The following is a 24,255-nucleotide window of genomic DNA, read 5'->3' on the forward strand; positions in this document are numbered from 1 at the left end:
TTTTCAGTATAGTTCACATCATGTTTCCTTTTTTCTCTAAAATACAAAATCCATAAGGACCAAGCTCAGTCCAATATTCATCTTGATATTTCTTACCGTTGTGCGAGCTATTTCCTGACAAATCCGCCGTCGCCCATTCCCCAGCCGGTAAAGAAACGGCGACCCGAGCCGGTGTTGGCGAGGCGTTCATCGCTATAATCAGCTGATCCTCAACCTTCTTGCGTTCATATATCAGCAGCGAGGACCCTTTATCAGCAGAGATTATTCTGAAAGTTCCTGAAATAAGTGCGGGATGAATTTTACGTAGTTTTATACACTTTTTATAGAAAGATAGCAAGTCCTTATCCTGTTTCTCCTCCTCCCAGATCATGCATTTGCGATTATCCGGGTCGAAATGGCCGTCCAGTCCAATTTCATCGCCATAATAAATACTGGGCGCCCCTACAAATGTGAACTGAAAAGCTGCAGCCAGCTTCATCTTCGCTTTGTCATTCTTACATAAGGTCAGCAAGCGGACCGTATCATGGGTATCCAAATGATTGAAAGAGGCTTCGTTCACTTGCTGCGGATATCTTGCCAAATACCTTCCCAACCTGGAGGCAAAAGAGTGCGCGTCCCCATGGTGAAATACAAAGAAATCGAGAATGGCATTCGAAACTGGATAGTTCATAACTCCGTGGAATTGATCCCCTTGCAGGAACTTCATCCCATCATGCCATACCTCGCCCAAAATGTAAGCATCCGGCTTCACTTCTTTTACCTCTTTGGAAAATGCTCTCCAGAATGCATGGTCGGTTTCGTTAGCCACATCCAGCCGCCATCCGTCCATATCCGTCTCTTCAATCCAATAGCGGCCGACCTGAAGGAAATAATCGCGCACCTCCGGATTGGCGGTATTCAGCTTTGGCATCGTCTGTTCAAACGCAAACGTTTTGTAGGTAGGGATCCCATCCACCTCGTGAAGGGGCCACTCCTGAATATGAAACCAATGATAATATCTGGAATTCGGCCCGTTCTTTACAACGTCCTGAAATGGCGGCCACGTCACGCCACAGTGGTTGAACACTCCATCCAGAATTATGCGAATTCCCCGTTTATGAGCAGCGGATACCAGTTTCCTTAACGTTTCAGCGGTCCCGAAATGCGGGTCAATTTTCATATAATCCTGTGTGTCATATTTGTGGTTGCCCGGCGCTTCGAATATAGGATTTAAATAAATAACCGTTATTCCGAGCTCAACCAAGTAATCCAGATGATCAATGACTCCCTGCAAATCGCCGCCAAAGAAGTTGCGATATTCCGGCTTGCCGCCCCACTCCAGCGTCCCTGCGGGATCATTCGCTTTATCGCCATTGGCAAAGCGCTCGGGAAAGATTTGGTAAAACACCGCGTTTTTCACCCACTCCGGAGGACTTTGCAGATCAATCGGATGCAGGAAAGGGAACTCGAACAAGCCTAAATGCTCCTTCGGCATCGCTTGATCAAAGCCTATCTCCGTAAACCAGATATGTTCCTCGCCCTCTGTCAGAAGAAAGCCATAAGCCAATCTGCCGTAAGGCGGATTTACCTCAGCCTGCCAATAGTCATGAAGCTCGTCAGAGGCCAGCAATTCCATCTGCTTCATCTGCATATCTCCCCACGGCTTGCATTTGTCTCCGTAAAGCACTTCAATTTTCTCGATATCCGCTCTCTTCGTACGAATCCGCACATGAACCGTACGCTCATTATATCCATAAGCCCAACAATCATTGGACCTGTGATAAACAGCTTCTAATTGCATAGAGAGTTATCCCACTCCTTTTTGATTTTTTTACCCGGCATTATTAGCCCACCCTAACCTTTATCCGCTCCGGCCATAAGCCCTTCAACCAAATAGCGCTGCAGGAAAACAAACAACAGCGTGAGCGGCACAGCGACCAGAACACAGCCGGCAGCGAACATCGTGAACTCCGTCGCTGACCTTCCTTGTACGATACGGAACAGGCCGACAGCAAGCGTCTGTTTCTCCGGCGTGCTTAACACCATGTTGGCAAAAATAAAATCAACGAACCCGCCGCTGAAGGAAGTAAGCCCGATAAAGACCAGCATCGGTTTGGAGAGCGGAAGTATGATCCGTCTGAATACGGTTAAATGCCCAGCTCCATCTATTTTTGCGGCATCTACCAAGCTCTGCGGAATCGTATCGAAATAGCTTTTCACGTACAAATATCCCATAGGCGCTCCGGCCGAATAGACCAAAATCAGCGACAGGTGAGTATTCAGCAGCTGAAGCTGCATCAGCAATATATAGACCGCAATCATACTCATAAATCCAGGGAACATCCCGATTACGAGCAGACCAAGCATCATTTGTTTACGGCCTTTAAAACGAAATCGCGAAAATACATAACCCGTGATCGTCACCAGGATCGTGCTGAATATCATCGTAAAGAAGGCAACTTTAAACGTATTCAGAAACCATTGTCCAAAAGGGTATTTGTCGAATAGATCACGATAATGCTGCAGCGTATACGATGACGGAATCAACTGATCGCTATACAAGGCATTTCCCGGACGGAAAGAGGACATGACGACCCATAATGCCGGGTATACGCAGGCAACTGCGAGAATAATTAATCCGAGGTAGCAGAATAGATTGCCCATACTGAAATTACGCTTCGATGTTGTCATCTGTAGTCATCCTCCTCCTTAAATGCTTTCGTACGGCGGACATTGGAAATGGCGAAGGACGCAATAATAATGAAGATAAAAATGCCGATAATCGATGCAAAATTGTATTTGCCGCTGTCCATCGTCAATTTATACAGCCATGTGATCAAAATGTCCGTGCTGCCTGCCGATTGATATTTCGGATTAGCCGGATTCCCGTTCGTGAGCAGATAGATCAGATTGAAATTGTTAATGTTGCCCGCGAAGGACATTACGAGCAGAGGACCAAAGGAAAACATAACGGACGGAAAAGTGATTGCATTAAATTGCTGCAGCGGAGTCGCCCCGTCAATTTCGGCAGCTTCGTATAAATCTTTCGAGATCGTCGATAGAATACCTATTATCATCAGCATGGAAATCGGGAAACCAATCCAGATGTTGACGATAATCACCGTAAATTTTGCCCAAAATGGATCCGTTAACCAAGGCAGACCACCTAGACCAAAATAAGACAAATATTGATTAATCGGCCCGAATTCTCCATTGAACATATTTCTCATGATCAGGAGTGAAATGAATTGGGGAATCGCATAAGGAATAATAAAGAGTGTCCGCCAGAAGCCTTTAAAGCGAATTCCCTGTTTCTGAACCATCAAAGCAGCCGCAAACCCGCCTGCAAAAGTAGTCAGCGTCGCACAGATCGTCCATACGAGCGTCCAGAACGCTACCCCAAAGAACGTTTGATTCCATGCTTTGATCGTGAAAATATCCTTGAAGCCTTCGAATCCGATCCAGCTTACGAGCTTAGCCGGAGGGATATAATTCGGAGCGGAATAATTCGTAAATGCGAGCAAAAGCATGAAAAGAATCGGCATGACGGTAAAGAAAACAACGAGCAAAAGCGGAAGGGAAATAACCATTTGCGGAAACTTGACACCGCCGAGATCGTGAAGTGTATCCTTAAAACCAGGTGAAGGCAGTCCCTGTTCACGCATTTTGCCGACGTTGTAGGCATCCCTAACATTTGCTATATAAACCGCAATCAGAATAAACATGGCTAAAATGACAATCATGCCTTCGATCATGAGGAATATCGAATGGTCTCCGCGGACATTCACGTAAACCTTGCCCACTTTCTCAAGGTGATCCGCCTGCTCTCCCAAGGTTACAAGTCCCCAAACGGCCCTGGGCAATGCCATTCCTACCGCAATAGCTGCCAGATGAACGCAGAATAATAGAATGCCTTTTATCATTTGACGATTATATATTTGACCAAACCCCATACCGATGAGCGATAACAACGCTGCAAATTTTCGATGCTGGATCATTGGAAATCATCTCCCGTAGGTGGCGCCATCCGTCACGAAGTACGAACGACGCCAGCTTTGTACGTTACCTTAGGATGTACTTGTTCATTGCTACTTGTTTAATGTCTTTATGCCCTGCTTCATATTTTCAACCGCACGATCGAGCGTTGTCTTGACGTCTTCGCCTTTCCAGATCAACTCAAGTGCATTAGCCATAGGCGCCCATACCTGCTGCATTTCAAATATGGAAGGCATGGCAACGGAATGCTCGAACTGCTTGATCGCTCCGCTCACCATTTCGTTATCTTTAATGCCCGGTTCATTCTCCATGCCTTTACGGGCAGGGATAAATCCGGTCATTTCAAAGTTTTTCAGCAGCGCTTCCTTCGAGGTTACGTATCTCGCAAACAATTTGGCGGCATTCGGATACTTGCTGTAAGCACTCACATAATAAGCCTTTATCCCGGCAAACGTATCCGGTTGTTCCCCGTTTGGAAACTCCGGCAAAGGAACCATGCCTACTTCAAATGAAAGGTCGGAGAAATTGCCGATATTCCATACGCCATCCATATTGATCGCGAGCTTGCCCTCCTGAAACAGTCCTGTTTTTACGTCAGTTGTTGCGTCAGCAGCCTCCATTGGCAAAATTTCACGCATCGCCTGGAAGTATTTCATCCCTTCAATCGATCCTTCATTGTTAAGCCCGATATCATCAGGATTTGTGTTGTCGTCGCCAAAAATATAGCCTTTATAGCCGGAGATAAACGGATAAGCATAATAGAAGTTGTTAAGCTGCATCATAAAGCCGTATTTCTTTTTGCTTGGATCATTGTACGTTTTGGAGAAACTAATGATATTGTCCCAGCTGCTCAGATCATTTTCCGTAACGAGATCCTTGTTATAAAAAAGAGCGTACGTTTCCATATTTCGCGGATAGCCATACAAAATACCGTCCTTAGTAACCGCATTAACCGCTGTTTCATTAAACTCCGCCCGTGTCTCTTCTTCAAAGAAATCGTTTGGAAGTACAAATCCGCCTGCAACAGCTTCACTCAAGTTGTCATGCGGCAAAACGAGCACGTCTGCTGCCAATCCGGCAGGTCCATCGGTTTTCATTTTTTGCATTTGCTCTGGTGCACCCTGCTCTTGAACCTCTACCGGAATGTTGTACTTCTTGGAAAATTCTTTGGCGATTTCGTTCAGAAAAGAAATTCCATCGTTACCATCCCATACAATCAGCTTGGCGCCCGGCTCAGGATTCAATTCCTCTTCTTGAGCAGCATCCGTTCCATTGTTGGCAGCCTCTTGCTGCTCAGCCTGCTGATCACCGTTCGAAGACGATGAATTTCCTGCCGAGCATCCCGCCGAGGTTGTAATCACCAAGACCATTCCGCACAGTAGGGACAGCATTTTTCTAAAGTTCTTATTCATTGCAAAACCACCCTTCAAATGTAATTAAACGCTTACAATAAATACAAATAAAACATTTAATCATCAACAAAACATGAATTTAACCCTTAATTTATAAAGGGTTAAACATCCGCATCACCTCCTTTAATCAAATTTAGATTAATCGTTTAATCTTTTGCTAAAAAATATAGCTCTCGTTAACCAGATAGAACTATATTTTATTAACTATATCATATTAACTATACTGCTCTGTCTTACAGAAAGGCTTACAGGAATTTTTACGGATTTTTTGTCTGTCAGACCGGTTCCGTTAATTTGATCCAGCAGCATTTTGACCGCGATTTGCCCTTTGGATACGATATCTTGACGAATGGTTGTAAGTGACGGGATCATGTAGGCGGAATAATTGATATCGTCAAATCCGACTACGGACAGATCCGCCGGAACAGACAGGCCGATATCGTGCAACCCTCGAATCAAGCCAATGGCCGATACATCGGAGAAGGCAAAGATCGCACTGATTTTGGGCTTATAGCTTCCCAGCCTCTGGGCAACCTGATATCCGCCTCGAATGGACGGCGCTTCTTCAAATACCAGTTCCGGACCGGCTTCAATCCCTGATTCTCTTAACGCTCTCAAGTAACCTTGGTGACGGTAATAATTAACCCCGCCTTCCTCCAATTTACCGGTAAGCACTCCGATCACTTTATGTCCTAGACCAATCAGATGCCTCGTTCCCAGATATCCGCCGGCTTCATCATCAAGATCAATCTGATGGAAATCAGGATTGGATAAATGACTGTCCAGAAATACGCATGGAATACCTAAGTCCAGCAATTTCTGAAAGGCCAAGGTATGCTCGAAAACGCCGACAACGATCAGGCCGTCCAAATGGCGCTGTTTCACAAAAGAAAAATCTTCGTTCTCATCAATTCCCAGCAATATAACCTGAACCTCATGATGGCGTGCGCCGCTCTCAACCCCTCGAACAAGCTCCCAATAGAAAGGATTGTCCTGAAGCATTCCCTTTTCCAAAAAAGGCACTACAACTGCAATCAGATGAGAATTCATATCCTTCAGGCTTCTAGCGGATGCACTGGGCACAAAATGCATATCCTGAATGATTTTGTTAACCTTGCTTACTGTCTTGGGAGATACTCTGCCCTTTCCGTTAATAACATTAGACACAGTAGCAATGGAGACGTTTGCAATTCGGGCGATATCTTTGATCGACACTTTGTTGTGCATATGTAATTAGAACCCCTTGGCGTGAACTCTTGATTAAACGTTACATCCTCTGCAATTCGATTAAATCATTCTCTTCTTGCTTTGTCAACATGTTTTTCAACACACGTCTTTTCCCAAAAAAAGAAGCTCCCGATTTCAGGAGCCTCTTGCAGCCACTTTCTTATTTTGCTTCAACAGGCTTTCGCGCCACCTTGATATGCAGCTGCTCCAATTGCGAAGTTTCGACTTCGGAAGGAGCGTTCATCAGCAGGTCGGTTGCGCTGGCCGTCTTCGGGAAGGCGATCGTCTCACGCAGATTGCTGCGGCCAGCCAGCAGCATGACCAGACGGTCAAAGCCGAAGGCGATGCCGCCGTGAGGCGGCGTGCCGTATTCAAACGCATCCAGCAGGTACCCGAATTTGTCCTGAGCCTCTTCCGGAGAAAGACCGATCGCATTAAACATCTTCTCCTGCACGTCACGCTTGTAGATACGCATGGAGCCGCCGCCGACTTCGTAACCGTTCAGCACGATGTCGTAAGCCTGAGCGCGAATCGCACCCGGATCGGTGTCGAACAGGGCGATGTCTTCCTCGCGCGGACGAGTGAACGGATGATGCTCGGCCACGTAGCGCTTCTGATCCTCGTCATATCCAAGCAGCGGAAAGTCGGTGACCCAGGCGAATTTGTACACACTGTCGTCGATCAGGCCAAGCTGGCGGCCGATCCGCAGGCGAAGCGCGCCGAGAACGTCCGCTACGATCTTCTTCGTGTCGGCGGAGAACAGCAGCAGGTCGCCCTCCTCGGCTCCCGTGCGCTCCTTCACCTTGGCGATTTCCTCCTCGGTGAAGAACTTCACGATCGGGCCGCGGAATTCGCCTTCCTTGACCTGAATCCAGGCAAGGCCTTTGGCTCCGTAGCGGGCCGCGAACGGTCCGAGGTCGTCGATTTCCTTACGTGTCCATGTGCCGCAGCCCTTGGCGTTCAGGCACTTCACTTCGCCGCCTTTTTCAATAACGGATGCGAACACCTTCACGCCGCTGCCGGCTACGATGTCGTTCATTTCGATCAACTCAAGGCCAAAACGCAGGTCCGGCTTGTCCGAGCCGTATTTGCCCATCGCTTCAGCATAAGTCAGGCGCTGGAACGGAAGCGCCAGTTCGACGCCGACCGTCTCTCTGAACAGGCGCTGCATCAGGCGCTCCATCATGGAGAGCAGGTCCTCCTGGGACAGGAACGAGGTCTCGATGTCGACCTGGGTGAACTCCGGCTGGCGGTCGGCGCGCAGGTCTTCGTCGCGGAAGCAGCGGGCGATCTGATAGTAGCGCTCCACACCGCCTACCATGAGCAGCTGCTTGTAGATTTGCGGCGACTGCGGAAGGGCGAAGAACTCACCTTCATGCACCCGGCTTGGCACCAGATAGTCGCGCGCGCCTTCCGGCGAGCTCTTGGTCAGAATTGGCGTCTCGATATCGAGGAAGCCTTCACCATCGAGGAAATCGCGGAAGATTTTGGCCGCCTTGGAACGAAGCAGCAGCGTCTTATGCATTTCCGGACGGCGCAGGTCAAGATAACGGTATTTCAGGCGGAGAGACTCGTCCACTTCCACACCGTCTTCGATGAAGAAAGGAGGCGTCTTGGCCGCGTTCAGCACGTCGATTTCCGTAATGCGGACTTCGATTTCGCCGGTCGGCAGGTTCGGGTTAACGGTCTCCGGGTCGCGCTTGACGACTTCGCCCTTCACGGCGATTACATATTCGCTGCGCACCTTGTCGGCTGTCTGCAGCGCTTCGCCCGAGTATGCCGGGTTGAAGACAACCTGCACGATGCCGCTGCGGTCGCGGAGATCGATGAACAGTACGCCCCCAAGGTCACGGCGGGTCTGCACCCAGCCGTTCAATGTAACCGTCTGTCCGATGTGTTCGGGGGTCAGCTGACCGCAGTTGTGAGTTCTTTGCATAAAATTATCATACCCTTTCCTTAGTAAAATCTAACTTTAGAAAATCTTATTTCGAAGAAATTCGGCCTGTTCTACAGCCCGCCTTATGAGTCGAGCTTTATGCCTGCTCCGCCAGCACTTCGCCCAGATTCACCAGCTTGACGGTCCGCTGCTCGCCGGTCGCCATATACTTCAGGGCGATTTCGCCCCGCTGCAGCTCTTCCTCGCCCAGAATGGCGGTGAAGCGCGCCGACATCCGGTCGGCGGATTTAAGCTGCGCCTTCATTTTGCGGCCCAGATAATCGCGCTCCGCCGAGAAGCCTTGGCTGCGCAGCAGATACAACTGCTTCGTAATCTCTGCCTCGGCTTCCTCGCCGAGCGCTACCAGATACACATCGAGCGGCTTGACCGCTCCTGTCTCGATCTTCTGATGCTCCAGAATCAGGAGAATCCGTTCGAGCCCGATGCCAAGGCCGATGCCCGGCTGGTCCGGTCCGCCGATCTCGGCGACCAGGCCGTTGTACCGTCCGCCTCCGCCGACGGTGTCAATGGACCCGATGCCGGCCGCCTTGTATTCAAAGGCCGTGTGCGTGTAATAGTCGAGCCCGCGAACAAGGCGGGTATTGACCGAATAATCAACGCCCATCGCTTCCAGGTGGCTTCGCACTTTGGCGAAGTGCTCGGTGCATTCCTCGTCCAGGCTGTCCAGAATGGACGGCGCGTCCGTGAACTTGTCCTGATCGACCTTGCAGTCCAGCACGCGCAGCGGGTTGCGCTCCATGCGGCGCTGGCAGTCGCTGCACAGGCTGTCCTTCATCGGACGCAGGAAGCCGAGCAGCTTCTCGCGGTAAGCCGCGCGGCTCGGAATATTGCCGACCGAGTTGATCTCCACCCGGACACCCTGCAGACCGAGGTCCTTGCAGAATTGGTAACCGAGGGAGATGACCTCCGCGTCGATCGCCGGATCAACAGCTCCGAATGCCTCAACCCCGAACTGGTGGAACTGGCGGTACCGGCCCGCCTGTGGACGCTCATAACGGAACATCGGTCCAATATAGTACAGCTTGCTGACATCTGGCTCCCCATACAGCTTGTTCTGCACATAGGCCCGGACAACGCCGGCCGTTCCTTCCGGACGCAGCGCCAGATCCCGGCCGCCCTTGTCCTTGAAGTTGTACATTTCGCCTTCCACGATATCGGTCGTTTCGCCAACGCCGCGCTCGAACAGCTCTGTATGCTCAAACATCGGAGTGCGAATTTCGCGGTAATTGAAGCGCCGGCACAGATCTCTGGCCTTTTCTTCGACGAACTGCCATCTCTCCACCGCACCGGGCAGGAAATCCTGCGTTCCGGTCGGCTTCTCGATTCTCTCTTTAGCCAACTTATGATCCCTCCTGAACATGCCCTTGGAAGATTTGCAAATTTGCATTAAAAAAAAATCCCCCGCCCTGTTTCATCAACAGGGACGAGGGATTATCCTAACGATATTCACCCGTGGTACCACCCACATTCCGGCCGGAACTCTTACGTTCTTCCGTCCGCTTCAAGCGGTTAACGCCCGCCTACGCGCAGCGGCTACTGAGGCGGATCAATCCGCTGTTCGCCGTACGTTCTCGGGGAAGTCATTCATTCGCTCATCAACAGAATCCTTGCAGCCGGGTTGAATGATAGGTTGACGATGGAATCATCAATCTGAAATTCAACGGGGATTCCTCTCTGGGGTTGTGGATATCGAATTACTTGGTCCCGTCATCAAAACAATTATTAATAACCGTATATCCATAGATTCTACTGAATCAAAGCACTAAAGTCAAGGATTAACACGTGATGTCCTCTTTTTGCGGCGCCGGACAAAAAATGACCCGAAGAGCATCTCTCCGGGCCCATCACATATATTATAAAAAAGGGGGTCATGCTGTTATTATAAACAGGCTATATTAAGCGATCATGTACATCATATTACGAATATATTACAGAAATGAAAGCGCTTCATAAATGTCGGATATTAGCATTTTTGGGCGCCAAAACAAACCCCGCTGTCCTGCTGAACAGCGGGGTTTTTACTTGAGGCTTCCGGCTCCGATAATTGTTAATCAAGCTTTAACCAAAAACCTCGACATAACCGTTTTTACTGCGGAGCGAATGGACAATGGCATCGAAATCATCATCGCTGGCCTTGATCTCCATGACGTAATGAAGACCGCCCAGATCCGCATCGTCATAGGCTTGATTTCTTACATCGTCAGCGCCAAAATTGCCGCCGCGCCCCGTCTCATCGTCAACTTCTCCGCCCGCAGCAACTACTGCGGGATACGCGGCAGGCGCTGCTCCGTAGCTGACCGGTGCGGTCCCGGTACTGAGTCCCCCGAGATTGTTGACAGGCAAGAGCGGAACCAGGAGATTCCGATCGTTGCCGAGCGGGTCCGTAAGCTCCCACACATCCAGCCCGTCCGCTTTGTAGCCGATCAGCGCCGTCTTGGCGCCTTCCGCCTCATCTTCTGTTCTGAAATAAGCCTGTATGCGCTTGGTCATGATGTCGCCCTCCTAAAAGTTTTGTGATGAATTAACTACTCCGAGATATCTTCAACAAAACTGGCTTCGGAAGCATACGCTTAGTTTTGTGATGAATTACTACTCCGAGATATCTTCAACAAAACTTGCTTCGGAAGCATACGCTTAGTTTTGTGATGATACCGAAACCTTAAGCGACTGGAGCAGCTCGCGAACGAAAGCAGGTTCGTCTTTCGGTGTGCGCGAAGTAATGAAATTTTGATCCACTACCACCTCTTCATCCTTGAAGGTTGCTCCCGCGTTCACCATATCGTCCTTAAGCGGAGGGTAGGAAGTGATCGTCCGGCCTTTCAGCAAGCCCGCGCTGATCAGAATTTGCGGGCCGTGGCAGATGGCTGCAATCGGTTTGCCCGCCGAGTTGAATTCCTTGACAAAATTCAGAATGCCGGGGTCTGACCGCAGTCCTTCAGGGGAAGAACCTCCCGGGATCACCACCGCATCATAATCGGCCGCTTTCACTTCGGAGATGGCCTTGTCAGCTGTATAAGAGGCTTCGCCTCTTTTGCCTTTTAGGGTTTCGTCTTTTTTCAATCCAATAACAACGGCCTCATGGCCAGCCTCTTTAACGGCTTCGTACGGAACCTTCATTTCGGAATCTTCAAACTGACTTGCCAGCAGAAAAGCTACTTTACTCATGGTAAAAGTTTCTCCTTTCTGATATGGTCGTCTTCTTTGATGTATTACCCGCCCTGGCTCTTCATCTAACACAGTTGCGAAGACTAAAGCCTGTCGGCCTTTCAAATGCTGTATCTGAACCGGCATAGAAGTAGCGCAATGAATTCACAGTCCGGGCAGTTTCTTTGATCGGCAAAGCGCCATGCTTCGGCTCTCTCCCGCTTATGTTCGCGGCAGCAGAAGCCGGCTCTGTCCCTTGCACAGCTCGCGGGGCACCGCGGTTTCGCCCGATTCCTTGGCAGAGGCGCTGGCCTCGCTCCGGCTGCCTGCCGAAAGAGCACCGAGCCGTGTCCAGGCGTTGGCCTGAGGCGAAAGTCTCATGTTCATTCTCTCCGATGGCTGACAGGATAGTTGCAACAGCAGTGTGCCCCATCTGCGGATTCTCTATCCGCGAAGACTACTTGCCCGCGGGGTGGATCAAGGACAGTATTGTTCTGTAACTCGAACTGCATATCTGTTAATTTTCATAAAAAAAGCTGCTTCGCAGCCGTCGCCGCGAAACAACTTTTTTAACCTCTCATATTGACATTGTCCAGGAATGGCTATACAAAATCCAGAATCCGCCGGAAATCTCCGTCCCATATCTGGTATTTGCAATCGACCTCCGTTGCGTCCGGCGAACTGTTCGAATGAATATAGATCGCATCGATGCCTGCCCGGCGCGCGCCTTCCACATCGGTTGTATGATCGTTGCCGATCATAACTGCTGAAGACAGGTCGGCTCCGTAAGTATCCGCCAGATATCCGAAGAACAGCGGGTCTGGCTTGCTGATGCCCGCTTCGGACGAAATGGCGATGCCGTCAAGCAGCTTGTCCAGTCCAAGCACCCGCAGTTCCGCTTCGACAAACGTCTTCTGCCCGTTCGAGAGCAGATACAGCTTGCAGCCCTTTTCGCGGAGCGCGAGAAGTGTTTCCTCAACTCCGTCGTATAGCTCAAGCCGCCGCATGGACAAGAGGCGCAGCCAACGGACGGTTTCCTCCGCCCAGGCTCTGCCGAGCTTGACGCCTTTGCGGGCTGCAATCGCCTCGAACGTCTCCTCCATTACGAAATCGGGGAATTCGCAAGGCGTCTTCGGGCAGCTCATCTGCCGGCCGATCTCTTCATGAAATTCGCGGAACAGTTCCTGAGCTTCGATGGGCACTCCGCTATACCGGAAATGAAAGCTTAAGGTCTGCCAGAGCTGCTCATCACTCTCATCAGTATGAATATTGATCAACGTTCCGTATAAATCGAAAATGACTGTCTTGTACATAGTTCCCCTCCATATATCCGCTGATTAGCTCTACATTGTAACATTATAAAGCAAGTTATCGGACTTGGGTGAAACGATTTAGTGAATGGAGAACACTTGCTAGCCCTTGACCATGCCTGCTTTTTCGCATCTGTGGATTTTCATAAAAAAAGGGATGAGCCGGAGCGCACTCACTCCTTCTCTATCCCTTTCCTTTATGCCCGGCTGTCCACGATCAGGGTAACCGGCCCCCAGTTCGTAAGCGAGACATCCATCATCGCCCCGAATATACCGGTCTCCACGCCAAGACCATGCCCGGCCAGCTCCCGGTTAAAATAATCATACAGCCGTTTCGCCTCTTCAGGAGCCGCTGCCGCCATGAAGTTCGGACGCCGCCCTTTGCGGCAGTCGCCGTACAGCGTGAACTGGGATACGGAGAGTATCGCTCCTCCGGTCTCGGTAACGCTGTGGTTCATTTTGCCCGCTTCATCCTCAAAAATCCGAAGACCGGCGACTTTATCGGCGAGGTATTTGGCGTCCTTCTCGGTATCTTCATGGGTCACGCCTACTAGAAGCATGAGCCCTTCGCCGATAGCTCCTGCCGTCTCACCTGCAACGGTTACCCGCGCCTCCTTGCAGCGCTGCACCACAACTCTCACTTCTGTCACATCCCCCGACCGCCAATGTCCCCAAGCTTCCGCTTACTGCATGATCCGGTGAACGGTGTACACATCCTTGACCCGCTTCACCTTCTCCACAACGGAATATAAATGATCCGTGTTTCGAATCAGAATCGTCATATGAATCAGCGCCATCTTGTTCTTGTCGGAACGTCCGGTAACCGCCGAAATGTTGGTCTTGCTCTCGGAGACCGCCTGCAGCACTTCGTTCAGCAGACCGCTCCGGTCATGGCCTGTAATTTCGATGTCGACGCTGTAATTCGCCTCCATGCTGCCTTCCCATTCCACCTCAATGACGCGTGCGGCTTCCTCGCTCTCCTCGGCCTTGATGTTCGGACAGTCCGAGCGGTGCACCGAGACGCCGCGGCCGCGCGTCACGTAACCTACAATATCGTCCCCCGGCACCGGGTTGCAGCATCTGGCGAAACGGACCAGCAGATTGTCGATGCCTTTGACACGGACGCCGTTCGTAGGCTGGTTGCGCTTCTCGGCAACCTTGATTTCCTTCTTCTCCGTCGTAAGCTCTAAGTGAGCCACCGCGGCTTCCTCCTGCTCCTTGCGGAGCTTCTCGGTCAAGCGCGTGGCGATCTGCGCAGCCGTAATGCCGCCAAAACCGACTGCGGAGAGCATATCCTCGATATCGTTGAACGCGAATTTTTTGGCCGCTTCCAGCAGCTTGTCATCAGTCATCCATTCGGATGGTTCAATGCCGAGCCGCTTCAGCTCCCGTTCGATTGCCTCGCGTCCCTTCTCGACGTTCTCCTCGCGCTTCTCCTTCTTGAACCACTGCTTGATCTTGCTTCTGGCATGCGAAGACTGAGCGATCTTGAGCCAATCCCGGCTCGGCCCGTAGGAATGCTTCGAGGTCAGGATTTCGACAATATCACCGGTCTTGAGTTTATGATCGAGCGGGACAATCCGTCCGTTCACCTTCGCGCCGATGGTGCGGTTGCCGACCTCCGTATGAATGCGGAACGCAAAATCAAGCGGCACGGAGCCCGCAGGCAGCTCGATGACTTCCCCTTTCGGGGTGAACACGAAGACGAGGTCGGAGAAAAAGTCCATTTTTAGCGATTCGACAAACTCCGAGGCATCCTTGGCTTCATGCTGAAGCTCCAAAATCTCGCGAAAAAAAGGCATCCGGTTCTCAGGATTGGCGGTTGTGCCGCTTCCCTCCTTGTATGCCCAGTGTGCTGCTATTCCAAATTCGGCCGTGCGGTGCATTTCCCAGGTCCGGATTTGAACTTCCGTCGGTTCTCCGCCGGGACCCACAACCGTCGTATGCAAAGACTGATACATATTCGCCTTTGGCATGGCGATGTAATCCTTGAAACGTCCGGGCATCGGCTTCCACAGCGTGTGGATAATGCCCAGCGTGGCATAACAATCCTTGATGTTGTCAACGATAATCCGTATCGCCAGCAGATCGTAGATTTCATTGAACTGCTTGTTCTTCGTCGTCATTTTGTTGTAGACGCTGTAAATATGCTTGGGGCGGCCTGAAAGATCGCCCTCAATGCCCATTTCGTCCAGCTTGACACGGATGCGGCTGATGACGCTATCGATGAACTGCTCGCGCTCGGCGCGTTTTTTGTGCATCAGATTGGCTATCCGGTAATACTGCTGGGGGTTCAAATAACGGAGCGCAATATCCTCCATCTCCCACTTGATCGCGGAAATACCGAGACGGTCGGCGATGGGACAGAAAATCTCCAGCGTCTCATACGAGATGCGCCGCTGGCTTTCTTCCGATTGATATTTCAGAGTACGCATATTATGAAGGCGGTCCGCCAGTTTGATTACAATCACACGGATGTCCTGCGCCATGGCGATGAACATCTTGCGGTAATTCTCGTTCTGCTGCTCTTCCTTGGACCGGAAACGGATGCGCTCCAGCTTGGTCAGGCCGTCTACGAGCATGGCGCAGGTGTCGCCGAATTTCTCCCGGATCTGTTCGAGCGATACCGTCGTATCTTCCACAACATCATGCAGCAGAGCCGCAATAATTGAAATGACATCCATCTGCATGCCTACAACAATATCGGCAACCGCTAACGGATGGAGGATGTATGGCTCTCCCGATTTGCGCACCTGCCCGTAGTGGGCCTGGTCGGCAAATTCATAAGCTTCTTGTATGCGCGGAAGGTCTTTTTCTTTTATATAGGCTCCGGCCTTTTCCAGTAATCGCTCAATGCCCATACTCGTCGTATCCGTGTCCTTTCTGTAATAAAATGAACCCGAGCCGTAGCGCTTGCACGCAGGCAGGGTTCGGTTCGTAAGTTTTCCTATAATTATGACGCTTGTGGCGGATTACGTCAACACTTCCCACCTTGTGGCATTTCTCAGACGATTCGATTCCAGAAGCCAGGAAATTGCATATTCCCGTGAAAATGTTGTTGAAAAAAAGAGACAATCTATATAATCTGGTAAAGGCGGTTTTCCTTACAGCCGACGTCAAGATTTCATACCAACAAGGAGTGAACGGATTGCAACGCGAAATTCAAGTTAACGAAAGGCTCCCTCTGGGACCGGGCTTTCTCTTAAGCCTTCAGCATTTATTCGCCATGTTCGGCAGCACGGTGCTGGTTCCCAATCTGTTCGGGGTTGACCCCGGCATGATTCTTCTCATGAACGGTATCGGAACACTGCTGTACATTTTGATCTGCAAAGGAAAAATACCGGCCTATCTCGGCTCCAGCTTCGCCTTTATCTCGCCTGTCTCGGCTGTGCTGCTCGATCATAAGAACGATCACAGCCACGGCTACTCGCTGGCGCTGGGCGCTTTTATCGTGACGGGCATTATTTTTGTACTTGTCGCCTTAATCATCAGGTACGCCGGAACGCGCTGGATCGATGTTGTCTTTCCTCCCGCCGTCATGGGCGCGATCGTTGCCACCATCGGTCTGGAGCTTGTGCCGGTAGCGGCGCAGATGGCCGGACTGATCGCTCCCTCCGGAGCAGCTGACTGGACGCCTGACCACGGAGCCATTACCCTGTCGATGGTCACGCTGGGCGTGACGGTTATCGGCGCGGTGCTGTTCCGCGGCTTCCCCAAGATCATTCATATCCTGATCGGGATTACTACTGGATACGTTCTAGCTTATCTGATGGGCCGGGTAGATACGGCGGCTATTTCGAAAGCTCATTTTCTTGCCCATCCGACCGTGACAACGCCCTCATTCGACTGGTCGGTCATCCTGACCATTATTCCGGTGTCGCTTGTCGTCATCGTGGAGCATATCGGGCATCTGCTCGTAACGAGCAACATTGTGGGCAAGGATCTTACCAAGGACCCTGGGCTGGACCGCTCGCTGATGGGCAACGGCATATCCACCATTCTATCCGGATTTGTCGGTTCCACTCCCAATACGACTTACGGTGAGAACATCGGGGTCATGGCGCTAACAAAAGTGTATTCCGTATACGTCATCGGCGGAGCTGCGATTATTGCCATCCTGCTGTCGTTCTCAGGCACCTTCTCTTCCATTATCTCCAATATTCCGCAGCCAGTCATGGGCGGCGTCTCACTGCTGCTGTTCGGGGTTATCGCCGCTTCGGGCCTCCGCATTTTCGTGGAGCAGAAGGTCGATTTCGCCAAGCCGACCAATATGATTCTCGCGTCGATCGTGCTCGTTGTCGGTATCAGCGGCACCACGCTGACGTTTTGGGGCGTCCAACTGAAGGGGATGGCGCTTGCGACAATTACGGGTATGGTCCTCTCCCTGCTGTTCAAGCTGTTCGAGGTGCTGGGCCTTTCCAATGACAAGGAAGAAATCAAGCAGGCAGACGCCTCCGACGTATAGAACGGCCTATGAGGAATAAACATCTACCATAATTATGAGCTTGTAAAAAGAAAAACCGGCAGACCTCCGTGCGTAAGACGGACAGTCTGCCGGTATTTTATTTCCCGGAAAATAGTAAAAAGTCGAATCTTCCCGTTCGCCGGGAAATTACGTTTCTCAAGACGGCTTAGTCTTCGTAGCTGAGAAGAGAAATGACTTCAATGTCAGGCAGCTTCTTGCGGCCTTCGAGGAGATCAAGCTCGATCAGAAACGCCGCTCCCACCACATTGCCCCCCAGTTGGCGAACCAGGTTGACCGCTGTGGAGATCGTGCCGCCGGTAGCGAGCAGATCGTCGGCGATCAGCACATTTTGTCCCGGCAGGATGGAGTCGGTATGTACCGCGAGCCGGTCTTTGCCGTATTCCAGATCATACGCAGCTTCAATCGTCTGGTATGGCAGCTTGCCGCTCTTGCGGATCGGCACGAAGCCAACGCCCAGCGCATAAGCGAGGGGAGCTCCGACTACAAAGCCCCGCGCTTCGGGTCCGGCGATCACATCGATTTTCAGATGGGCCACACGCTCTTTCAGCGCGTCGATGGCCTGACGGTACATGGGGCCGTCCTTAAGCAGTGTTGTAATATCCTTGAAGCTGATGCCCGCTGTCGGAAAATCCGGTACCACGCGGATGATTTCTTTGAAGTCCAAACTAACTCCTCCTAAAAGTTTTGATAGCATACGCTCCCTTGAATATTACTTCGCAAAACTGACAACGGAAGCATACACTTAGTTTTGATAGCATAAGCTTACCTGGTTTATCTTCGCAAAACTTGCAACGGAAGCGGATTACGAAACGCCCAGCCGGCGCGACTCCATCCACTGCCAAAGCTCCGCCGGACTGCTCTCCATGAAATAGCGCTCCATCTCCGCCAGCTCGCTAAGCTGGACGAATCGGCTCGAAGAGGTTAGCTCCCGAGCGGCCGGGCGGGTCACAAAAGCGATCCTTCCCGATTCCTTCCGGATAAATTCAAGCTCCTCGAACACATCCAGCATCATTCTCAGCATCCGCTGGCTAAGCGGCAGCTTGCGCCCAAGCGTCAGCAGCGCTTCCTGCTCGGACACCGGACTCGCGGCAATCGCCGCCAGCCATTTATAGATGGCTTTAAAATGTTCGCGTGTCGGTACGAGAAGACGATCCCGTTCGCCTGGCAGCGAATGAAGGAGCGCGATATTTTCGACATTCGGAAAAGCCTCCAGCACTGCATCCAGCTGCCGGGCCGATTCCGGCATGTCCAGCAGGCAGACCAGCGTGACCGAATCCGCATCGGAGTCCGGACTGTCCGCCGGAGCAATCCCGTTATACTCATCATATACCCAAAACGGTACTCCCTGCCATTCCGGCTGCGCACGTTCATGCAGCCGGTTCTTGCGGACCAGTGCGGCTATGCGCGCCTGTCCGCCTGCCGGCGGCAGCAGCACGCTGCGCAGGCGCTGCATTTTCACCGCGGAATCCCGGGCTCCGCGGTAATCGAACAGCTGCGGCTCCGGTACGGCCAGGTCCTGCAGCATGAGCTGCACCTTGCGGGAGCCGTTCCATTCATTGATCGACAGCTCCGCCAGAACGTCGATCACCGTTCCCCGGGGAAGCAGCTCCGCAAGCTCCCCTTTGCCGAAGGCGACGGCGTCCGTTGTGACGCCGCCCTGGCGCAGCGTCAGCTTCAGATGACGGCTGCCCTGCCCCATCGTGCGCGTCTCTTGAACGACCGCACCGCGTACAATAAATTTCGGCAGCGGATTGCTCATGCCGAACGGGGCCAGCAGTTCAAGCTCCTCAGCCGCTTGAAGCGACAGATCGGCCAGCTTGTACTCGCCGTCCGTCTGCGTTACCGGCACCAGATGCTCCTCCCGCAGGACGCCGGACGCATAGGATTCAAGCGCGGCCGCGAACTCCTCCAGCCGGTCGCGGTGCAGGCTCATCCCTGCGGCTGCCGGATGGCCGCCGTAATGATCCATCAGCTCACTGCAGGAAGACAGCGCCGAGTAGATGTCCAGACCGGGTATCGAACGGGCTGAACCTTTGCAGTTGCCTGTCTCCGGATGAATATCCAGAATGATGACCGGCCGGTAATACCGCTCCAGAAGCTTGGAGGCCACAATGCCGACTACGCCGACATTCCAGCCTTCCCCCGCCAACACAATGACATGCGGAACAGGGCCGCCGTTCATCTTCTCCTCAAGAGCGGCCGCCGCTTCCGTAACGATGCGCTCCACGACCATTTGCCGCTCTTTATTCAGCATGTCCAATTCCGAGGCAAGCAGTTCCGCGTCATCTGCGTCTTCTGTCGTCAGCAGGGAGACCGCTCTTCCCGCGTGATCCAGCCTTCCGCTGGCATTGATCCGGGGAGCCAGTGCAAAAGCGACATTGATCGCCCCGACCCGCTCGACCGGAACCGCGCTCACTTCCAGCAGCGCCCGAATCCCGGGATACCGGGTTTGGCGCATACTGGCAAGCCCCCGCCGGACCAATGCCCGGTTCTCGCCGAGCAGCGGCATCAGGTCGGCGATCGTTCCAATCGCAACGATTTCTGTCCATTCCTCGGGGACGTCTGTGCCAAGAAGGGCCTGAGCCAGCTTGTAGGCTACCCCGACTCCGCACAGTCCTTTGAACGGATACGGGCAATCCGGCAGCTTGGGGTTAATGAGCGAGTATGCAGGCGGCAGAACCTCGGGAGGCTCATGGTGGTCCGTAACGATGACGTCCATACCGAGCTCATTGGCATAAGCAATCTGACTGCAGGCGCTGATTCCTGTGTCTACGGTAAGGATCAGCGTAACTCCCTGCTGCAGTGCCCAATCCAGCGCATGATTATGCAGCCCGTAGCCTTCATTGGAGCGGTGGGGAATATAAATGTCAAAGGATGCTCCCAGCCGGCGCAGCAGGTGAATCATCAGCGATGTGCTGGATACCCCATCGGCGTCGTAATCGCCGTATACGAGAATATGCTCCCCGTCCTCAAGGGCTCTGCGGATTCGGGGAACAGCCTCCTTCATGCCCTTGAGCAGAAAAGGATCATGCTCCTCATCAGCCCCTCCGCGGATAAACTGCAGCGCTTCCCCGGGCTCCGTCATTCCCCTTGCGGCCAACAAAGAAGCAACAAGGGGAGAAATAGAAAGTCTCCGGGCCAGTTCCCCGCTAAGAGCGGGGTCGGCTGCCGGAGATTGCCATTTGGTTTTGGAATGAAGCACAATTATTCACCTTTCTCTCGCCTAAAGACACCTATTGCAGCAGTGTCGGCATTTCGCTGTCCGTCAGCTCGAAGTTGGTCTTATACGGGTAACCGGCTTCATACGGCACGACATCCATATGCACCTCGCCGACATGGACAAAACGGTGCAGCAGCAGCTTTTTGGCGCAATCGGCGATTTCATAGGCCTCCATTACGCTGATTCTGGGGTTGACGCTGATCGTCACCTGGAGATTGACATGCCGCCCTTCTTCCAACGCCTTGAGCTGCTCCACCCGAATGACGCCGTGCACCTTCTGCACGGTATCAATAAAGCTGACCGAATCTTCATGCGGCACTTCAAGACTCTTCTTCCCGTAGATGGTGCTCATAATCAGCAGGTAGCCTCTCCGAAGAATGAGGCAGGCCGCCAGCAGCGCGGCAATGGGGTCCAGATATACGAGCGGATGCCAGTTCAGATAGCCGCCGAGCATGGAAGAGACAGCACCGATCAGAACGGTCAGTGACGTATACAGGCTAAAGCGGTGGTTATCTGCATAGGCGGCGTGGCTGCCGTTGCCCAGCTTCTGAAAATACCGGTATTGATATTGAAAAATGACTTCCTTCACAAGCAGGGACAGACAGATGATCAGAATGGAAAGTTCTCCCGAAGGCCTCAAATCTCCGCTGGTCAGATCCCGAATGGCGGAAAAAGCAATCTGCAGTCCTCCCATCAGAATCAGCACTGCAAATACGACAGGCAGCACAGGCTCGCCGTTCTTATTGGCGTCCCGCGTATTCAGTCTCCGCTTTCGGTTACCCTCGGAGCCTCCCTGCCAGGGAAGAATCTCCGACAGCTTCGCCGCTGCATCCGCTCCGGAGTATAGGGCATCGGCAATTAATGCCTTGCTTCCCGAGAAATAGCCTACGCCGCCTTTGGCCAGAGCCAGCGTGAAATCGCCGGCGATTCCAGTCCACGACACTCGTTCGTTTCTTGACGAATAGTTGTCATTCATCCGGGTTACCTCCTTGCCGAACCTTTGACTCGCATAATGAGGGAATTCCGTCTTCCTTCAGGGTTTCAAAAGCCGCGTCGTCTCGGACGCGGCCTTCAAGTAACATCATTGGGCTTTAGCTGGCTTGCTCTTCACCTTGGATTTCTGGTTCTTCTTCAGCAGGAGCCACAGCGGGCTGGCGATAAAGATGGAGGAGTAAGCCCCGAACAGCAGGCCGACTACCATGGCGAGTGAGAACATTCTGATGGATTCTCCACCAAGTATCATCAGGAAGAATGCCGCGATGAAGACGGTGAGCGCCGTATACAGGGAGCGCATGATCGTCTGCGACACACTCTTGTTGACCAGGGTCTTCAAATCGTCGTAAGTCTTCTGCTTGCCGAACCGCAGATTCTCGCGAATCCGGTCAAAGATAACTATGGTGTCGTTAATGGAATAACCGATGATGGTCAGAACCGCGATGATGAACGTCAGGTCCACCTCCAGGCGGAAGATGGAGAAGACGGCAACGACCATAAATGCATCATGGACCAGGGCCACGATAGCCGCGATCGCAAAACGCCATTCGAACCGGATGCTGACATAAATAATGATCCCGATACAGGACATCAGCACCGCATAAATGGCATTGCGGGCCAGCTCTTTGGCCATTTCAGTGTCGACGGTATTGATCTCGAACGACGCCTTGTCATCCAGCTTAGTAATCGCTGCCTTGAGGGCTTCGTCCTCCGCGCTGGTGAGCACTTCGTCATAGCGGATATTGACCCGCTGGCTGCCTATCGTCAAGCTAGGCTCGTGACCACTTTTTATACCCTTAATGGCGCCATCGATTTGTTCCTGGGTCAGCGTCTTCGTCAAGGAAACATCCACGTTGGAGCCGGCCTTGAAGTCAACGCTGTAATTCAGGTTGAAGATGGCAAGGAACACAATGCCGATTACGGTCAGCGAAATTGAGAAGATATAGAAGTACTTGCTTAAATGCACATAATCGAGCTCTTTCTTAAAGTGCATTGATTTCACTCTCCTTTACACCGAACTGCTTCGGCTTGCTCAGCTTGCCGGCTTTGACAAGCTGGTTCAGCATCCAGCGTGCGAAATAAAGGTTTGTAGCGATACTGAGCAGAATTTCCACAATCAGCACGAGCGCGAAGCCTTTGACCGAACCGGTGCCGAATGCGAACATGACCGCCGCTACGATAATTGTCGTCACATTGGAGTCGATAACCGTCCGGAAAGAGGACTTGCTGCCTGCTTTGACGGAAGACATAATGCTCTTGCCGCTGCGCATTTCTTCATGGATGCGTTCGTTCGTAATGATGTTGGCGTCAACCGCCATCCCGATCCCTAGAATGAAGGCGGCGATGCCGGGTAGCGTCAGCGTGAAATCCGCCAGCACAAACACCAGAATGAGCAGCCAGGTGTGAAGGATCAGCGCAAAGCTTGCGACGAGCCCCGGAATCCGGTACATGCCGATCATGAAGATCAGAATGAGCACGGAAGCAATCAGACCGGCACGAATGGTATCGTCCAGCGACTGCTTGCCAAGAGTGGCGCCAACGCTTTGGGAGTATTTCTCCGTAAGCTTCAGCGGCAGCGCTCCGAGATTGATCGTGTCAGCCAGTTCACGGGCAGCAGAAATAGTATAGTTGCCGGAGATGGAAGCCGTCCCCTCCGTCAGCACTGCTCTAACCTCTGGATCGGACAGCTTCGTATCATCAAGATAAATAGCCAGTTTTTTGCCTAATAGACGCTTCGTAATTTCCGCGAATTTATCTTTATCTTTAACCTTGATGCTGATTTCGATCTGATTCAGGTTGTCGCGGCCGACGGTAGCGGCATTCTCGACGAAATCGCTGCCGACCAGTTCGATCTTGCTATAAGTGCCTTCAGGATCGCCTTCTGCGGCACTGCGGAACGTGAGCACCGCGGGGTCCTTCATCTTCTCTCTTACCTCAGCCTCGTTGGTGACACCGGCGATTTTCAGACGGATCCGATCCGTACCTTCGGTCGTAACCTCGGGTTCGCTCGTTCCAAGCACGTTGGCACGTTTCTCAAGGGCTGCAGCGGTCTGCAGCAGAGAAGCACGGGTCAACTGCTGGCCCTGCTCGGAAGGCGTAGCTTGATACAAAATTTCAAAGCCGCCTTTCAAATCAAGACCAAGCCGCACTTTGTCCAGAAGACCGGGCGTAGATACCGCCATAACAGCCGTCAGGACCAGCACGGTGATGATGAAGCTCAGAAGTCTTTTCATGCTCTTGCTAGTTCCCCTTTCTTCAACTCAATATTCCTATTATAGCTAGGTGCCAAATAAGCGTCAATTAAGCAGGTATTGGCATTCCCCGCGCGCCTGAAGCTAAACTCGTCCAAATTATCCACATCTATGGACATACGGACATAGAGGCGGAACGTTCCATCATTTTCCATAAAAAAACGGCCGACTCTATGCGCAAGACGGGAGCGCGCAAGCCTTCCGTACAGATGATGGCTGCCTGGGCAGCCTTTCTTCCAAAACATAATAGCAAATGAAGCCGCTCGCACAGGCGAGACA

19 protein-coding genes are annotated in these 24,255 nt (G+C 52.1%); 1 reads left to right on the forward strand and 18 read right to left on the reverse strand.

What is annotated here, in order from left to right; genetic code table 11:
• Positions 1-13: 13 nt before the first annotated feature.
• The 13 genes from PSTEL_RS19455 to PSTEL_RS19510 all read right to left on the reverse strand — a co-directional run bounded on the left by PSTEL_RS19455 (position 14) and on the right by PSTEL_RS19510 (position 15,886).
• Complete coding sequence (locus PSTEL_RS19455) at positions 14-1,780, reverse strand: alpha-glycosidase (RefSeq protein ID WP_038697903.1); 1,767 nt, start codon at positions 1,778-1,780, stop codon at positions 14-16.
• Positions 1,781-1,833: 53 nt separating this feature from the next.
• Entirely contained in the window at positions 1,834-2,670 is an 837-nt protein-coding gene (locus tag PSTEL_RS19460; protein ID WP_038697905.1) for a sugar ABC transporter permease, read from the reverse strand.
• Positions 2,667-3,977 carry a carbohydrate ABC transporter permease gene (locus PSTEL_RS19465; protein ID WP_038697908.1) on the reverse strand — a complete coding sequence of 437 codons (1,311 nt, stop codon included), beginning with the start codon at positions 3,975-3,977 and terminating at the stop codon, positions 2,667-2,669. Before PSTEL_RS19465 ends, PSTEL_RS19460 begins: the two co-directional genes overlap by 4 nt.
• 90 nt (positions 3,978-4,067) lie before the next feature.
• Positions 4,068-5,405, reverse strand: coding sequence for a sugar ABC transporter substrate-binding protein (locus PSTEL_RS19470; protein WP_245624990.1), 1,338 nt, complete (start codon positions 5,403-5,405; stop codon positions 4,068-4,070).
• A 186-nt stretch (positions 5,406-5,591) separates the two neighbouring features.
• Entirely contained in the window at positions 5,592-6,614 is a 1,023-nt protein-coding gene (locus PSTEL_RS19475) for a LacI family DNA-binding transcriptional regulator (RefSeq protein WP_038697912.1), read from the reverse strand.
• A 160-nt stretch (positions 6,615-6,774) separates the two neighbouring features.
• Positions 6,775-8,550 carry an aspartate--tRNA ligase gene (gene aspS / locus PSTEL_RS19480; RefSeq protein ID WP_038697915.1) on the reverse strand — a complete coding sequence of 592 codons (1,776 nt, stop codon included), beginning with the start codon at positions 8,548-8,550 and terminating at the stop codon, positions 6,775-6,777.
• A 97-nt stretch (positions 8,551-8,647) separates the two neighbouring features.
• Positions 8,648-9,910, reverse strand: a complete 1,263-nt coding sequence (gene hisS, locus PSTEL_RS19485) for a histidine--tRNA ligase (RefSeq protein ID WP_038697917.1) — start codon at positions 9,908-9,910, stop codon at positions 8,648-8,650.
• 719 nt (positions 9,911-10,629) lie between these two features.
• Positions 10,630-11,061, reverse strand: a complete 432-nt coding sequence (locus tag PSTEL_RS19490) for a hypothetical protein (RefSeq protein WP_038697919.1) — start codon at positions 11,059-11,061, stop codon at positions 10,630-10,632.
• Positions 11,062-11,205: 144 nt separating this feature from the next.
• Positions 11,206-11,736 carry a type 1 glutamine amidotransferase domain-containing protein gene (locus PSTEL_RS19495; RefSeq protein ID WP_038697921.1) on the reverse strand — a complete coding sequence of 177 codons (531 nt, stop codon included), beginning with the start codon at positions 11,734-11,736 and terminating at the stop codon, positions 11,206-11,208.
• Between the two features lie 201 nt (positions 11,737-11,937).
• Entirely contained in the window at positions 11,938-12,096 is a 159-nt protein-coding gene (locus PSTEL_RS27725; protein WP_156995918.1) for a hypothetical protein, read from the reverse strand.
• A 221-nt stretch (positions 12,097-12,317) separates the two neighbouring features.
• A complete protein-coding gene (locus tag PSTEL_RS19500; protein WP_038697923.1) occupies positions 12,318-13,028 on the reverse strand; it encodes an HAD family hydrolase in 711 nt (236 codons plus the stop codon).
• Between the two features lie 194 nt (positions 13,029-13,222).
• The gene (dtd, locus tag PSTEL_RS19505) at positions 13,223-13,666 is read right to left on the reverse strand and encodes a D-aminoacyl-tRNA deacylase (protein ID WP_038697925.1); all 444 of its coding nucleotides are present in this window, start codon (positions 13,664-13,666) and stop codon (positions 13,223-13,225) included.
• A 42-nt stretch (positions 13,667-13,708) separates the two neighbouring features.
• A complete protein-coding gene (locus PSTEL_RS19510; protein WP_038697926.1) occupies positions 13,709-15,886 on the reverse strand; it encodes a RelA/SpoT family protein in 2,178 nt (725 codons plus the stop codon).
• 287 nt (positions 15,887-16,173) lie between these two features.
• Here PSTEL_RS19510 and uraA point away from each other — a divergent pair, with 287 nt between their 5' ends.
• Positions 16,174-17,490 carry a uracil permease gene (uraA, locus tag PSTEL_RS19515; protein WP_038701306.1) on the forward strand — a complete coding sequence of 439 codons (1,317 nt, stop codon included), beginning with the start codon at positions 16,174-16,176 and terminating at the stop codon, positions 17,488-17,490.
• Between the two features lie 166 nt (positions 17,491-17,656).
• Here uraA and PSTEL_RS19520 read toward each other — a convergent pair whose 3' ends face one another.
• From PSTEL_RS19520 to secD, 5 genes are all read right to left on the reverse strand, one after another.
• Positions 17,657-18,175, reverse strand: a complete 519-nt coding sequence (locus PSTEL_RS19520; RefSeq protein WP_038697927.1) for an adenine phosphoribosyltransferase — start codon at positions 18,173-18,175, stop codon at positions 17,657-17,659.
• Between the two features lie 138 nt (positions 18,176-18,313).
• Positions 18,314-20,713 carry a single-stranded-DNA-specific exonuclease RecJ gene (recJ, locus tag PSTEL_RS19525; protein WP_038697928.1) on the reverse strand — a complete coding sequence of 800 codons (2,400 nt, stop codon included), beginning with the start codon at positions 20,711-20,713 and terminating at the stop codon, positions 18,314-18,316.
• A gap of 31 nt (positions 20,714-20,744) precedes the next feature.
• Positions 20,745-21,707, reverse strand: a complete 963-nt coding sequence (locus PSTEL_RS19530) for a cation diffusion facilitator family transporter (RefSeq protein ID WP_038697930.1) — start codon at positions 21,705-21,707, stop codon at positions 20,745-20,747.
• Between the two features lie 105 nt (positions 21,708-21,812).
• Entirely contained in the window at positions 21,813-22,718 is a 906-nt protein-coding gene (secF, locus tag PSTEL_RS27190) for a protein translocase subunit SecF (protein WP_084065194.1), read from the reverse strand.
• Entirely contained in the window at positions 22,708-23,958 is a 1,251-nt protein-coding gene (gene secD / locus PSTEL_RS27195) for a protein translocase subunit SecD (protein WP_038697932.1), read from the reverse strand. Before secD ends, secF begins: the two co-directional genes overlap by 11 nt.
• Positions 23,959-24,255 lie beyond the last annotated feature (297 nt).

The organism is Paenibacillus stellifer, from assembly GCF_000758685.1.
Taxonomy (GTDB): Bacteria; Bacillota; Bacilli; order Paenibacillales; family Paenibacillaceae; genus Paenibacillus_AQ; species Paenibacillus_AQ stellifer.